Here is a 14,473-nt window from a genome sequence, read left to right on the forward strand (position 1 = left end):
ATCTGAACGTGAACTTTGTGAGGAATACACCCTTTATCCGTGTGCTTATCAGATGATGCTTACGAGGAAGATTGTAGAGAGGGATTAGATGAAGCAACAATTGTCATATTTGCTTTAGTGATTATGTATTTTAACTTCTGTGATAACGATTCACTTTCCCAGAAAATGAAAAAAAGTCATCCTCCCGTGCAGGATAATATATTTAAGACTCATGTTATCAGTCGCCGAAAATAGTTCTTCGGCGACTCAATAAATTAATGTTAATTATTCAAAGTCCAAGCGCTTTTTTTCCGGCGTTAATCACCTCAATAATTTTATCAGTATCGTAGATGCACCCTTTCCAGGTGCCACCACTGACGGCCTGCAGCGCCGCCCACAGTCGCGTATCGTCAGGCAGATAGTCATGAGCCTTCAGGTCGGGATGTAACTCGCGCTCCGCCAGTACCGTCGCCCCCTCTTCCGGCGTCAGTCGCGCTTGCGCGCTGCCGATAAAGTTCACGCTGCCTTTCAATGACAAGCGATCGACTACGATTTCAATCACATCACCCGTGCGCAGTTTGCCGATCGGCCCTCCCGCCAGCGCTTCTGGCGCAACGTGTCCCAGGCAAGCACCGGTCGATACGCCGGAAAAACGGGCATCGGTAATGAGCGATACGCTTTTCCCCCAGGAGATATGCTTCAGCGCCGAGGTGAGCTGGTAAGTCTCCTCCATGCCGGTGCCGGATGGCCCGCCGCCGATGATCACCATGATATCGCCCTGCTGGATCTGGCCCTGTTTGATGGCTTTGATCGCCGCTTCTTCCGAGACGAATACGCGTGCCTCGCCCGTATGGCGATACACACCGTCCTCATCCACCACTGACGGATCAATAGCCGTCGCTTTAATAACCGAACCTTCTGGCGCGATATTGCCCACCGGGAAAGCCACCGTGGAGGTCATCCCTTTCGCCTTTGCCCCTTCCGGCGACAGGATCACATCATCCGGCTCCACGCCGTCCCGATCGCGCAGGCACTGGCGGAATTTCGCACGTCGTTCAGAGTGCTCCCACCAGACGAGGTTTTCACCGAGCGTCTGCCCGGTCACCGTCATCACATCTTCATGCAGTAGCCCCAGTCGACGCAGGTGCAGCATCACCTCCGGTACACCGCCCGCCAGGAATGCGCGCACCGTCGGGTGATAATCCGGCCCGTTGGGCAGCACGCTGACCAGGCGCGGCACCTTGCGGTTGATGGCGCTCCACTGCGCCACATCCGGCAGGCGACATCTGGCTGCATGGGCAATAGCCGGTATATGCAGCAGCAAATTCGTCGAGCCGCCAAAAGCCGCATGCACCACCATCGCATTCTCTATCGCTTTATCGGTGAGGATGTCACGGGCGGTAATCCCCTTCTCATCCAGCGCCATCACGGCCCGTGCCGACTGACGCGCAATCTCCAGCCACACGTCCTGACCCGATGGTGCCAGCGCCGAGTGCGGAAGCGCCAGCCCTAACGCTTCTGCCACCACCTGTGAGGTCCCCGCGGTACCCAGGAACTGGCATCCGCCGCCGGGCGACGCGCAAGCGCGACAACCCAGTTCGGACGCCTCTTTCAAACTCAGCTCATTATTGGCGTAACGCGCCCCGATGGTTTGTACCTTTCCGGCATCTTCACCGAAGGTAGGCGGTAATGTCGCCCCACCCGGCACGAGGATCACCGGCAGATCGTGCATTGACGCCAGCGCAATCATCGTCGCGGGCAACCCTTTATCGCAGGTTGCCACGCCAATGACCGCTCGCCGTGTCGGCAGTGAACGAATCAACCGGCGAAAGACAATCGCCGCGTCGTTACGATAAGGCAGCGAATCGAACATGCCGTGCGTGCCCTGCGAGCGACCATCACACGGGTCGCTGACAAACGCCGCGAACGGAATGCCACTCAGGCGGGTGATCTCTTTCGCCGCCGCCGACATTTGCAGGCCAATCTCCCAGTGCCCGGTGTGATAACCGAGTGCGATGGGACGACCGTCAGAGTGGCGAATCCCCCCCTGCGTGCCAATCAATAGCACTTCTCTGCCAGTAAGCTTGTTAGCATCCCAGCCCATTCCGGCGTTCTGCGTCATGCCGAAAAGATTGCCGCTGGGCGATTCCAGTAACATCTGCGGTGTTAGCGGCAGCGCCCCCTGGGGGCCGGCTGCGTGGGTTTTCACCGCATAGAACTGTTCATCCTGCGGCGTAAAAATGGTGTTGATAGACATCTTCTCACTCTCCCGAGCAACGGGGTTCAGGCGCTCCATTGCTGTTCTACATTATAGAACAACGTTCTTATTTATAAATTCACTGTAATGCAGGCCGTGCGTAGAGGTAAATCAGAGAGAGGAGCAGGCTGTGTATTTTTTAGCCTTGATCACAAAATGGTGAGCAACACGATGTAACAACCAGGGGATCGCAACGAAACAGTCGGATAACAAATGGCTATCCGACCGTTGATGTCTGTTTATTAATAAATCCCAAAAACTAATACCCGGCCGGTTCGACAGGATGGCTGTCACCCGGTATATGGGGGGATTTCACAAAGACGCCTTTCCACGGCACATCCCCGTTGTTCACCAGAAAATGCGCTTCACCGGGATCGCAGTGCAGAACATCCCCCGAGCCTAACGTGTAGGGCTCACCGTTCAGGTACAGCGTCACTTCGCCTGCCAGGGTATAAAAAATTTCACAGGCTTCGATGTGCTGATGATTGGGAAAAGACTGACCGGGCTGGAGCATGACGACGCCCATGTCGCATACCGGACCGCGAATGAGGTATTTCGGCCCACTGTCGCCAAAACGGTACTCATGCTGCGCTTCATTCGATTTAATCATGACGATCTCCTGTTATAAACCCGGCGCTTTCCACAACGAGGTGGTCAACCCGTGATCGACCAGACCTAACTGCTCCTGATATACCGCCTGCCATTTCTCACGCGATTCCTGATAAAGCGCATGCTTTTCTTTGTCCGGCACATGCTCTCGCTCCCAGCGCACCAGTCGCTCGCCGGTTTCGGCCATGGATGACCAGATCCCTGCCCCGACGCCGGCGGCAATCGCGCAGCCCAGCGCCGTTGCCTCTTTGACCACCGGAACGTTGACCGTCAGCCCTGACACGTCTGCCAGAATCTGGCTCCAGAGTTTGCCTTTCGAGCCTCCCCCGGCAAACACCAGCGACGTGGGATGGATCCCGGTAAAATCAGCGATTTGCTGCAAGTTGCAGGTCGATACAATGGCCGCATTCTCTTCCAGCGCGCGGAACAGCGTGGCCTTATTGCATTTTTCCGGATCGATAGACAGGTTGATGAACGAAGGGGCAGCGTGATACCAGCTTTTGAAACGCATCCGGTCAGAGAAAATCGGCATCACCCCCCATGCGCCTGCCGGTACCCGGGAAGCCATCTCCTCCAGAAGCGTGTAGGCGTCGATACCCAGACGCTCGGCTATCAGCTTTTCTTCGGCGCAGAACGCATCGCGGAACCAGCGCATCGTCAGGCCGGTAAAAAAGCTGATGGATTCGGTTTGTACCATCCCCGGAATGACGTGCGGATTAATACGCACGTTCATCTCAGGATCGACAATCGGCGCGGGTAAATTCACTACCTGCTGCCAGAATGTTCCGCCCAGGACGGCGGTTTGCGCCGGACGTACGACCCCAAGGCCGAGGCAGCCCAACTGAACATCCCCGCCGCCCACCACCACCGGCGTGCCTGCTTTCAGCCCGCACTGGGCAGCAGCCTGCGCCGTCACCCTTCCCAGCAACGTCCCGGTCTCTTTTACCGGTGAGAGAATATCCGACCGCAGTCCGGCCATCTGTAGCAATGACGGCTTCCAGTCGCGCGTTTTGAGATCCAACAGGCCCGTGGTTCCGGCATTGGAAGGATCCACCGCCAGCTCGCCGCTGAGCATGTAGGCCATCCAGTCGCTGATCATCGTTACCGTCGAGGCGCGACGATAGATATCCGAACGATGATGTGCCAGCCAGAGCAGACGCGGGATGGCGCTCAACGCCAGCGTCTGACCGGTGCTGCGATAGACCTCGCTTTCGAAGGTGTAGTCGTGGATCTCCTTAAGCTCGCTGACTTCCCGTGCCGCTCTGGCATCGACGTTGGCACAGGCCCAGACGGGCGTTCCCTCTGCGTCATAGACCACAATGCCTTCGCGCATCGAACAGGCGGAGACGGCGGCAATCGCTTCCGGCGCAATCCCGGCGTTATGTAATGCCTGACGGATGCATTCACAGGTCAGCTGCCAGTTTTTCCCCAGATCAAACTCCATTGAGCCGGGAACATCCGGTACGGCAAGGTGCCGCCATTCCGCTTGTCCCGCCGCGATTTGTTTGCCTTCCAGGTCGAAAATCACAGCGCGGACGCTTCCGGTTCCGGCGTCCAGTGCCATCAGGTAATGTGCTGATTCAGAGAGGGTACAGAGTCGGGCCATCGTTTTTGTCCTCGGCTTATTATATCTGTCAGGTCGTCAATGCTTTCTCCATGGTACAAACGGAAATTCTGTTACTCCCCCGCCGCGCGCCTGCACGGCAGATACGCATTACTGCCCGCTGACAATGGCGGCGGCAGTTTCCTGGTCGGTGACCAGTGCGTTGATATAACCCCCTTTCATCGCTGCCGCGATCGCTTCTGCTTTATTCACTCCCCCGGCGACGCCGATCACGGTCGGGATCGTCTTCAGGGTATTGAGGGTTAATCCGATCAGTTCATCGTGGATCTTCATCTCCGGGATCACCTGCCCTTCGCCATCGAAGAAGTACCCCAGAATGTCGCCCACCGCCCCTTTACGGCCAATCATCAGTTGTTCACCCTTAGTGATATAGCCTGAGCGAATAATGGTGGCCTCATCTTTCTGGTTGATTGCGCCGATACCGACAATCGCCGCATCGGCAGCCTGGGCGGCCAGCAGGACATCCTGGACGCTGTTTTCATTTTTTAACGTCTGGGCAATCTCCGCAGAGGAAGCCCGAAGCGGCGCCGGAATAATACTGACCGGACAGGCCGCGTTGAGTTGCCCAATCCCGGTCATGTAAGGTCCCACGCCACCCGACAGCGTCACCAGGCGAATTTGCTGAGCAGAGATAAACCCACTCAACCGTTTTAAGGTATTCATGGTCGCCTCGCCGAAGCCTGCCGCCAGAATCTGCTGCGGCTGAAGTGACTCCATCAGCATATGCGCGGCGCCGATACCCAGGCGAACGCACGCATCCGCGCCGGGGAGTCCCGGGATGACCCGCACATTGTTCAGGTCAAAACGGCGACGTAATTCGGTTTCATATTCCAGACAACCTTCAAAGCGAGAATTAATCTGCACGCGAATAATCCCGGACTGATGCCCCTTCTCCAGCAGCCGCGACACCTTAAGCCGCGTCAGCCCCAGCCTGTTGCTGATGTCGCTCTGCGTCATACCGTCGTGGTAATAGAACCACGCAATGCGCGCCACCAGCTCTTCTTCACACATCCCTTGCTCGGAAATCATCGGGTCATTAATAGTCATCATTCTGTCTTCACTTTGAACATATCGAATTTCTGAACACAATTGTTCATTCATTGGTCGTTAATAACTGTGATTAAACCCACATTTCAGTGGCTTTCAATTGAACAAATTTAATTTTGATGATCATTTTAGCATAAAACGTGATCTATTCGTCGGTTTTATGAGCAGTTAGGTCATAAGGTTATGAACAATTCGAATCGCACAATACATTTGTTCAACCTGATTCTACCCAGGCCGAACGGAGGTGGCATGCAAATGAGTCAAGAAAAGATCGCTCCGCTGCTCAGCGCTCAGTCTGTGAGCAAGCAGTATTCCGGAGTCAAGGTACTGAAAGGTATTGACTTTGCTTTGCACAAAGGTGAAGTCCATGCGCTCCTGGGAGGGAATGGCGCCGGGAAATCCACGCTGATGAAAATCATCGCCGGGATTACTCCCGCGGACAGCGGCATTATTGAGATTGAAGGATCCCGCTGTACAAAACTGACGCCCATCCTGGCGCATCAGTTAGGGGTCTACCTTGTGCCGCAGGAGCCGCTGCTCTTCCCCAGCCTGACGGTAAAAGAGAACATTCTCTTTGGTCTGCCCAAACACCAGAACTCAACGCAAAAAATGAGCGCAATGCTGGCCGCGCTGGGCTGCCAGTTTGATATCAACAGCCCGGCGGGTTCACTGGATGTCGCCGACCGACAAATGGTTGAAATCATGCGTGGGTTGATGCGTGATTCGCGAATTTTGATTCTCGATGAACCCACCGCCTCACTGACGCCTGCGGAAACCGATCGCTTGTTTAGTCGTCTGCGTGAATTGTTGAGCACCGGCGTGGGGATCGTCTTTATCTCCCACAAGCTGCCAGAGATACGCCAGATAGCGGATTACATTAGCGTGATGCGGGACGGCACCATTGCGCTCTCCGGGAAAACGGCGGATCTGACCACTGACGAGATTATCCAGGCCATCACGCCCGCCTCACGCACAAATGCGCTGAGTGCGACACAGAAACTGTGGCTGGAACTGCCCGGTAACCGTCCGCAGCACGATGCGGGCACGCCGGTGCTGAGCCTCGAGAATCTGACCGGCGAAGGGTTTATGAACGTCAGCTTCGAGGTCCGCGCCGGGGAAATTTTAGGCCTGGCCGGTCTGGTCGGCGCCGGGCGCACCGAGCTTGCCGAAACGCTTTACGGGCTACGGCCTCTGCGAGCCGGAAGCGTGGTGCTCGGCGACAAAGATATCTCCACGCTTTCCACCCGCGAACGTCTGCAACACGGTCTGGTGTATCTGCCGGAGGATCGGCAATCGTCAGGGCTGAATCTGGATGCCTCGCTGGCGTGGAATGTTTGCGCGTTAACCCACAACCACAGCGGTTTCTGGGCAAATCCGGCAAAAGACAGCGCCACGCTCGAACGCTATCGCCGCGCGCTCAATATCAAGCTCAACGATCCCGAACAGCCTGCGCGTACGCTCTCCGGTGGTAATCAGCAAAAAATTCTGATCGCCAAATGCCTCGAAGCCTCGCCGCAGGTGCTGATTGTCGATGAGCCGACGCGCGGTGTGGACGTCTCTGCCCGTAACGATATCTATCAGTTGCTCCGCAGTATTGCGGCGCAGAATGTCGCGGTGCTGTTCATCTCGTCTGACCTGGAGGAGATAGAACAGATGGCCGATCGCGTTTACGTCATGCACCAAGGGGAAACGGGCGACGATGCCCTGCAAGGCGATGAGATTAATGTCGACACCATCATGCACGTGGCGTTTGGCGACCGTACGTCAGGGACAACACCACATTCCGGGGAGGCGCCATGCTGAAATTTATCCAGAATAACCGCGAGGCAACCGCACTGTTAGCCGTGCTGCTGCTGTTCGTGATGCCAGGGATGATTGACAGCCAGTACCTCAGCGTTCAGACGCTGACGATGATCTTCAGCAGCGCCCAAATCCTCATGCTGCTGGCGATGGGCGCAACGCTGGTGATGCTGACCCGCAACATCGACGTGTCGGTCGGATCGATAACCGGGATGTGCGCCGTGCTGCTGGGACTGCTGTTGAACGCGGGATATCCCTTGCCTGTAGCCTGCGTCGCGACGCTATTGCTGGGACTGCTGGCAGGATTTATCAATGGCGTGCTGGTCGCCTGGCTGAAAATCCCGGCGATTGTCGCCACGCTGGGCACGCTGGGCCTGTATCGCGGCGTCATGCTGCTCTGGACGGGCGGTAAATGGATTGAAGGACTACCGGCACAGCTTAAGCAACTCTCGGCTCCGGTTTTCCTTGGGATCTCCGCCATCGGCTGGCTGACCCTGCTGCTGATGCTGCTGATGGCCTGGCTGCTGGCAAAAACCGCCTTTGGACGCTGTTTTTATGCCACCGGGGATAATTTACAGGGCGCGCGGCAACTGGGCGTGCGTACCGAAGCCATCCGTATTCTGGCCTTCTCGCTCAATGGCTGCATGGCGGCGCTGGCCGGGATCGTCTTTGCCTCGCAGATTGGCTTTATCCCTAATCAAACGGGAACCGGGCTGGAAATGAAAGCCATTGCCGCCTGCGTGCTGGGGGGAATCAGCCTGCTGGGCGGTTCCGGCACGATCGTTGGCGCCGTGCTCGGTGCCTATTTCCTGACGCAAATCGACAGCGTGCTGGTCCTGCTGCGCATTCCGGCGTGGTGGAATGATTTTATTGCCGGTCTGGTTCTGCTGGCGGTGCTGGTATTTGACGGCCGGCTGCGCTGTGCGTTGGAACGTAATATCCGTCGGCAAAAATATGCCCGCTTCACTCCGCCGCCCCAGCCGCGTCCGTCGGCAAAAAGCGCAGCGGATACCGTGCGCACCGCCAAAAAACGTGAGGTAGCCTGATGACTCGTTTACACCGTTACGGCTGGGAACTGGCGCTCGCCGCGCTGCTGGTGATTGAAATTCTGGGATTCGGCGCCCTGAACCCGCGTCTGCTGGATCTGAACGTACTGCTGTTCAGCACCAGCGACTTTATCTGCATTGGCATTGTTGCTCTGCCCTTAACCATGGTGATCGTCAGCGGCGGGATCGATATCTCCTTTGGCTCCACGATGGGGCTGTGCGCCATCGCGCTGGGCGTGATGTTCCAGGGCGGCATCCCGCTGCCGCTGGCCATTATCCTGACGCTCGCATTGGGCGCGCTATGCGGACTGATCAATGCCGGGCTGATTATCTACACGGGTGTGAACCCGCTGGTTATCACGCTGGGGACGTTGTACCTGTTCGGCGGCAGTGCGCTGTTGCTTTCGGGGATGGCTGGGGCGACCGGTTACGAAGGTATCGGCGGCTTCCCGCAGGGCTTCACCGATTTTGCCAACCTCGATGTGTTGGGCCTGCCCGTACCACTGATCTTCTTTCTCGTCAGCGTGCTCTTTTTCTGGTTACTGATGCACCGAACTCACGCCGGACGAAATGTCTTCCTGATTGGGCAGAGCCCCCGCGTGGCGCTGTATAGCGCTATCCCGGTGAACCGGACGCTGTACGCGCTGTACGCGATGACCGGTTTTGCCTCGGCGGTCGCCGCGGTGCTGCTGGTCTCTTACTTTGGCTCTGCGCGTTCCGATCTGGGCGCCTCCTTCCTGATGCCCGCCATCACGGCGGTCGTCCTCGGCGGCGCCAATATCTACGGCGGTTCAGGGTCAATTCTCGGTACCGCCATCGCCGCGCTGTTAGTGGGCTATCTGCAACAGGGGTTGCAGATGGCTGGCGTGCCCAATCAGGTATCCAGCGCCCTCTCCGGCGCATTACTTATTGTCGTTGTCGTAGGTCGTTCTGTCAGCCTGCATCGTCAGCAAATTAAAGACTGGCTGGCGCGTCGTCGCGCTATCCGGCAGGCCTGAAACCCACATTGCCCTAAAGGAAAAGTACATGACTATTCAGAGCATTAAAAAAATTGCCGTAATCAGTACCCTTAGCCTGGCGGCGTTCACCCTCAACGCTTATGCCGCAGAGCGAATCGCGTTTATCCCGAAACTGGTTGGCGTGGGATTCTTTACCAGTGGCGGTAACGGCGCCCTGGAGGCGGGCAAAGAGCTGGGCGTCGATGTCACCTATGACGGCCCGACGGAGCCCAGCGTGTCCGGTCAGGTTCAGCTCATCAATAACTTTGTTAACCAAGGGTATAACGCCATTGTGGTTTCCGCCGTGTCGCCGGATGGCTTATGTCCGGCGTTGAAACGCGCCATGCAGCGCGGCGTGAAGGTGCTGACCTGGGATTCTGACACCAAACCGGAATGCCGTTCGTACTACATCAACCAGGGCACGCCCGCGCAGTTAGGCGGCATGCTGGTCGATATGGCCGCAAACCAGGTCAAAAAAGAGAAAGCCAAAGTGGCCTTCTTCTACTCCAGTCCGACCGTGACCGATCAGAACCAGTGGGTGAAAGAGGCAAAAGACAAAATCGCTAAAGATCATCCGGGCTGGGAAGTTGTCACCACCCAGTTTGGCTATAACGACGCCACCAAATCACTGCAAACCGCAGAAGGCATTATTAAGGCGTATGCCGATCTTGACGCCATCATCGCGCCGGATGCCAACGCCCTTCCCGCCGCGGCTCAGGCTGCTGAGAACCTGAAAAACACCAGCGTGGCGATTGTCGGTTTCAGTACGCCAAACGTGATGCGCCCTTATGTTGAACGCGGCACGGTGAAAGAGTTTGGCCTCTGGGACGTGGTCCAGCAGGGCAAGATCTCCGTGTACGTGGCTGACGCATTGCTGAAAAAAGGCGACATGAATACTGGCGACAAGCTGGACATTCCGGGCGTGGGCCAGGTCGAGGTCTCGCCGAACAGCGTACAGGGCTACAGCTATGAGGCGAAAGGCAACGGCATTGTGCTTCTGCCTGAACGCGTGGTGTTCACCAAAGAGAACATCGACAAATACGATTTCTGAGTTTCATTCCTTAACCGTGGAGTAAAAAATGGCTGATTTAGATGACATCAAAGATGGTAAGGATTTCCATACCGATACGCCGCAACGCAATACCCCGTTCACACTTAAGGGATGCGGCGCACTTGACTGGGGGATGCAGTCCCGACTGTCGCGCATTTTTAATCCTGAGACGGGAAGAACGGTCATGCTCGCGTTTGACCATGGCTATTTTCAGGGGCCGACGACAGGGCTGGAGCGTATTGATATCAATATCGCCCCTCTGTTCCCGCTCGCCGATGTGCTGATGTGCACACGCGGCATCCTGCGCAGTGTCGTGCCACCCGCCACTAACAAGCCGGTGGTACTGCGTGCCTCGGGCGCTAACTCTATTCTGACCGAGCTAAGCAATGAGGCGGTCGCGCTTTCCATCGATGATGCCGTTCGTCTCAACAGTTGCGCCGTGGCGGCACAGGTGTATATCGGCAGTGAGTACGAGCACCAGTCGATCAAAAATATCATTCAGTTGATCGATGCGGGCATCAAAGTCGGCATGCCAACGATGGCAGTGACCGGCGTGGGGAAAGACATGGTGCGCGATCAGCGCTACTTCTCGCTCGCCACCCGTATCGCCGCAGAGATGGGGGCGCAGATCATCAAGACCTACTATGTCGATAAAGGTTTTGAGCGCATCGCCGCAGGTTGCCCGGTCCCGATTGTTATCGCCGGCGGTAAAAAATTACCAGAACGTGAAGCGCTTGAGATGTGCTGGCAGGCCATCGACCAGGGGGCATCCGGTGTGGATATGGGACGTAACATCTTCCAGTCCGATCACCCTGTTGCCATGATGAAAGCCGTCCATGCGGTGGTGCATCGTAATGAAACCGCTGACCGCGCGTATGAACTCTATCTGAGCGAGAAAAACTGACCGAACGTGGGTCCGCCTGGCGGACCCACACGGCTTAAGGAGAACAGTATGCATGTCACTCTGGTGGAGATTAACGTCCACGAAGATAAAGTCGCCGAATTTATCGACGTATTTCGCCTCAATCATCTGGGGTCTGTGCGTGAAGAAGGGAATCTGCGTTTTGATGTGTTGCAGGATCCGGAGGTTGAGAGCCGCTTTTATATTTATGAAGCCTATAAGGATGAAGCCGCCGTGGCGTTCCATAAAACAACGCCCCACTACCTCGCCTGCGTTGAAAAACTGGAATCGCTGATGAGCTGCCCACGAAAAAAACGCGTCTTCAATGGATTGATGCCATAAGGATCTCAAAAATGAACCGTCCCTTTTCCGGTTTGAATCGCGCAGAGTGCATCTCGTTGATGAAGCGCTACCCGTTAAGCATCGGTATTCTTGCCGGCCAGTGGCTCAAACTCGGTGAGTACCAGCAAACGCTTCGCGCGCTTGAACAACCTGTTCTTCACCTGGATCTGATGGACGGCCATTTTTGCCCTCAGTTCACCGTCGGTCCCTGGGCAATCGCGCAACTGCCACAACAGATGATTAAGGATGTTCACCTGATGGTGGATAATCCCTGGCCCGTCGTGCAGGCAAGCGTAAAGGCGGGCGCGCACTGCGTCACGTTGCAGGTGGAAAATACGCCGCATCTGCACCATATGCTCCATTGGCTGGGTGAGCAAACGGCTGACGTCTCCGGTGGTACGATGCCGGTGTTGCGGGGGATTAGCCTGTGCCCCGCAACACCACTGGAACACATTCTGCCGGTCATTGAAGACGTTGAAATAATACAAATTCTGGCGGTCAATCCTGGCTACGGTAGCAAGCTCAGCAGGCAAGCTTTGCTGAGGCGCATCGCCCAGGTTGTCGCATTACTCAATGCATCCGGCAAGCGAGATTCCATTCTGCTGGCCGTTGACGGTTCACTAACCCTGGAAGAACTCCCGGAGATCATTGCCAGTGGCGTCGATCGCGTGGTATCCGGCAGCGCCCTCTTCAGAAACGATGCTCTGGCGGAAAACACTACACGCTGGCTAACGACGATACATTCAGCGAAGGGGTGTTGAGGGGGTAGCTACTGGGTGGGGCGTTTCTGGATATTACCTTGATGAATTCGTTGAAGTTTGTCGGCGTGGATGAGGAATGGTTATTGTTGAAAGAGAAATCTTATGTGGCGCGGACTTAGGGCATAAAAACTGCTTTTGAGGACGTTATTTTATTTTTGGTGCGAAGGCTGGACTGACAATGGCCTTCAGCACATCTGACTCCTGTCTGTTGATGCAACACTTTCTCGCTATTTCAGTAAGACTGAACAAATCCATTAGTCTTACTTATCATATGCACAAAATTAATAATGTTATTTACAAAATCTTACTAATGCCTTATTTTCTCGTTCAATTTTCATACAACCCTCCCTTAAGGACAAGCAATGGGCAGGAAGCCAGTACGCGGATTTTCCGTCGTCACGCGCCTCTTCTGTATCACCATTCTGGCGGTAGCGTGCGTGCGTGCCACAGCGGCTCCGCTCTCTCCGGCCGACCGCGATACCATTCAACAGCAGCAACAACAGTTGCTTGAGCAGAACCAGCGTCAGCGTGATGAACTGGAGCGCAGCACACCGCTACCCCACCCGTCCGCGCCTGTCGTGCCACCGACCACTGAAGGTCCGTGCTTTACCATCTCCCGTATTGAAGTGCGCGATGCCACCCTTCTCTCTCCACGCGACGCCGCCACCGTTACCGCACCCTGGCTGAATCAGTGCCTGGACATGACCCGGCTGACGCAGGTCACTAACGCCGTCTCCGACTGGTATATCAGCCGGGGATACATCACCAGTCGCGCGTTTCTGACCGAACAGGACCTCTCCTCCGGCGTGCTGACCCTCACTGTGCTGGAAGGCCGTTTACAGCAAATCCGCCTGGAAGGCGTACCGCAGCGAACGCTCGCCATGACGTTTCCCGGGATGGAAGGAAAAATCCTTAACCTGCGCGACATCGAGCAGGGTATGGAGCAATTAAACCGCGTGCGACAGGTTCCGGTGGAAATTGAAATCCAGCCGGGCGAGTCGCAGGGCTGGTCAGTTGTCAATCTCACAGCAACGCCGGAATTTCCGCTTAGCGGTTCGGTAAGCTTTGATAACAGCGGGCAGAAAAGCACCGGTACCGGCCAGTTCAGCGGCGCCATGACCGGCAATAACCTGCTTGGGCTGGCGGATAAATGGTTTATCAGCGGTGGGCGCAGCAGCGATTTTTCAAACTCGCATGATGCGCAGAATTTTGCCGCGGGTGTCAGCGTGCCGTATGGCTACGGCCTGCTCGATTACAGCTACAGCTGGAGCAATTACCTCAACACCATAGATAACAATGGCTGGCCGTGGCGCTCAACCGGCGACAGCGAAACGCACCGGCTTATCGGCTCATGGGTGGTGTTTCGCAACGGCGATATAAAAACCGGTCTTACCACCGGCATCACCCACCGTATCAGTCGCAATTATCTTGACGACGTGCTGCTGGAGTCCAGTAGCCGCAAGCTCTCCAGCGTGATGCTCGGCATCAATCACACGCAAAAAATGTTCGGTGGCGTGGCGACCCTCAACCCATCTTTTACCCACGGCGTACCGTGGCTGGGCGCGGAAGACGATCACGACAAATATGGCGATGTGCCGAAAGCGGAGTTCCGCAAATGGAGCCTCAACGGCAGCTTCCAGCGACCTGTCGCAGCCGATCTCTGGTGGCTCAGCAGCGTTTACTTTCAGTGGTCACCGGACCGGCTATACGGAGCTGAACAACTCACTCTGGGTGGAGAAAGCTCTGTCCGCGGTTTTAAAGAACAGTATCTCTCCGGCAACAATGGCGGTTATCTGCGAAATGAGCTGAATTACTCGCTGTTTACCCTGCCGTGGATGGGGCAAATCAGCGCGATGGCGGCGCTGGATGGCGGCTGGCTGAAACAGGACGACCAGGATCCGTACGCCAGCGGCACGCTGTGGGGCGCGGCAGTCGGGCTGACCAGCGCCAATCGCTGGTTTTCGACACAGTTTACCGTGGGAACTCCTGTGAAATACCCGGACTGGCTGGCCCCGGATCATCTCATTATTTATTACCGCATGGCGGTGGCGTTTTAAG

At 56.2% G+C, this 14,473-nt stretch carries 12 protein-coding genes; 8 read left to right on the forward strand and 4 right to left on the reverse strand.

Annotation, left to right across the window (positions count from 1 at the left end; translation table 11 throughout):
• Positions 1-268 precede the first annotated feature (268 nt).
• From F384_RS16505 to lsrR, 4 genes are all read right to left on the reverse strand, one after another.
• A complete protein-coding gene (locus F384_RS16505) occupies positions 269-2,236 on the reverse strand; it encodes a YjhG/YagF family D-xylonate dehydratase (RefSeq protein WP_046487254.1) in 1,968 nt (655 codons plus the stop codon).
• 259 nt (positions 2,237-2,495) lie between these two features.
• Positions 2,496-2,846, reverse strand: a complete 351-nt coding sequence (locus F384_RS16510) for a cupin domain-containing protein (RefSeq protein ID WP_046487256.1) — start codon at positions 2,844-2,846, stop codon at positions 2,496-2,498.
• A gap of 12 nt (positions 2,847-2,858) precedes the next feature.
• Complete coding sequence (gene lsrK, locus F384_RS16515; protein WP_046487259.1) at positions 2,859-4,451, reverse strand: autoinducer-2 kinase; 1,593 nt, start codon at positions 4,449-4,451, stop codon at positions 2,859-2,861.
• A gap of 108 nt (positions 4,452-4,559) precedes the next feature.
• Positions 4,560-5,516 carry a transcriptional regulator LsrR gene (gene lsrR, locus F384_RS16520; RefSeq protein ID WP_046498293.1) on the reverse strand — a complete coding sequence of 319 codons (957 nt, stop codon included), beginning with the start codon at positions 5,514-5,516 and terminating at the stop codon, positions 4,560-4,562.
• A 249-nt stretch (positions 5,517-5,765) separates the two neighbouring features.
• On the opposite strand from lsrR, the gene lsrA reads away from it, so the two are divergent.
• The 8 genes from lsrA to F384_RS16560 all read left to right on the forward strand — a co-directional run bounded on the left by lsrA (position 5,766) and on the right by F384_RS16560 (position 14,472).
• Entirely contained in the window at positions 5,766-7,319 is a 1,554-nt protein-coding gene (lsrA, locus tag F384_RS16525) for an autoinducer 2 ABC transporter ATP-binding protein LsrA (RefSeq protein WP_046487262.1), read from the forward strand.
• Positions 7,313-8,362, forward strand: a complete 1,050-nt coding sequence (gene lsrC / locus F384_RS16530; protein WP_046487265.1) for an autoinducer 2 ABC transporter permease LsrC — start codon at positions 7,313-7,315, stop codon at positions 8,360-8,362. The genes lsrA and lsrC overlap by 7 nt, the downstream gene beginning before the upstream one ends.
• Positions 8,362-9,360, forward strand: a complete 999-nt coding sequence (gene lsrD / locus F384_RS16535) for an autoinducer 2 ABC transporter permease LsrD (RefSeq protein ID WP_046487268.1) — start codon at positions 8,362-8,364, stop codon at positions 9,358-9,360. The genes lsrC and lsrD overlap by 1 nt, the downstream gene beginning before the upstream one ends.
• A 28-nt stretch (positions 9,361-9,388) precedes the next feature.
• The gene (gene lsrB, locus F384_RS16540) at positions 9,389-10,411 is read left to right on the forward strand and encodes an autoinducer 2 ABC transporter substrate-binding protein LsrB (protein ID WP_000155278.1); all 1,023 of its coding nucleotides are present in this window, start codon (positions 9,389-9,391) and stop codon (positions 10,409-10,411) included.
• Between the two features lie 28 nt (positions 10,412-10,439).
• Positions 10,440-11,315: a 3-hydroxy-5-phosphonooxypentane-2,4-dione thiolase gene (gene lsrF / locus F384_RS16545; protein WP_046487278.1), complete on the forward strand. Its 876-nt coding sequence runs from the start codon at positions 10,440-10,442 to the stop codon at positions 11,313-11,315.
• A 48-nt stretch (positions 11,316-11,363) separates the two neighbouring features.
• Positions 11,364-11,654 carry a (4S)-4-hydroxy-5-phosphonooxypentane-2,3-dione isomerase gene (gene lsrG, locus F384_RS16550; RefSeq protein ID WP_046487280.1) on the forward strand — a complete coding sequence of 97 codons (291 nt, stop codon included), beginning with the start codon at positions 11,364-11,366 and terminating at the stop codon, positions 11,652-11,654.
• 11 nt (positions 11,655-11,665) lie between these two features.
• Positions 11,666-12,415, forward strand: coding sequence for an epimerase (locus tag F384_RS16555; RefSeq protein ID WP_046487282.1), 750 nt, complete (start codon positions 11,666-11,668; stop codon positions 12,413-12,415).
• A 362-nt stretch (positions 12,416-12,777) separates the two neighbouring features.
• A complete protein-coding gene (locus F384_RS16560) occupies positions 12,778-14,472 on the forward strand; it encodes a ShlB/FhaC/HecB family hemolysin secretion/activation protein (protein WP_046487283.1) in 1,695 nt (564 codons plus the stop codon).
• Position 14,473: the final 1 nt, after the last annotated feature.

This window comes from Citrobacter amalonaticus Y19 (assembly GCF_000981805.1).
Taxonomy (GTDB): Bacteria; Pseudomonadota; Gammaproteobacteria; order Enterobacterales; family Enterobacteriaceae; genus Citrobacter_A; species Citrobacter_A amalonaticus_C.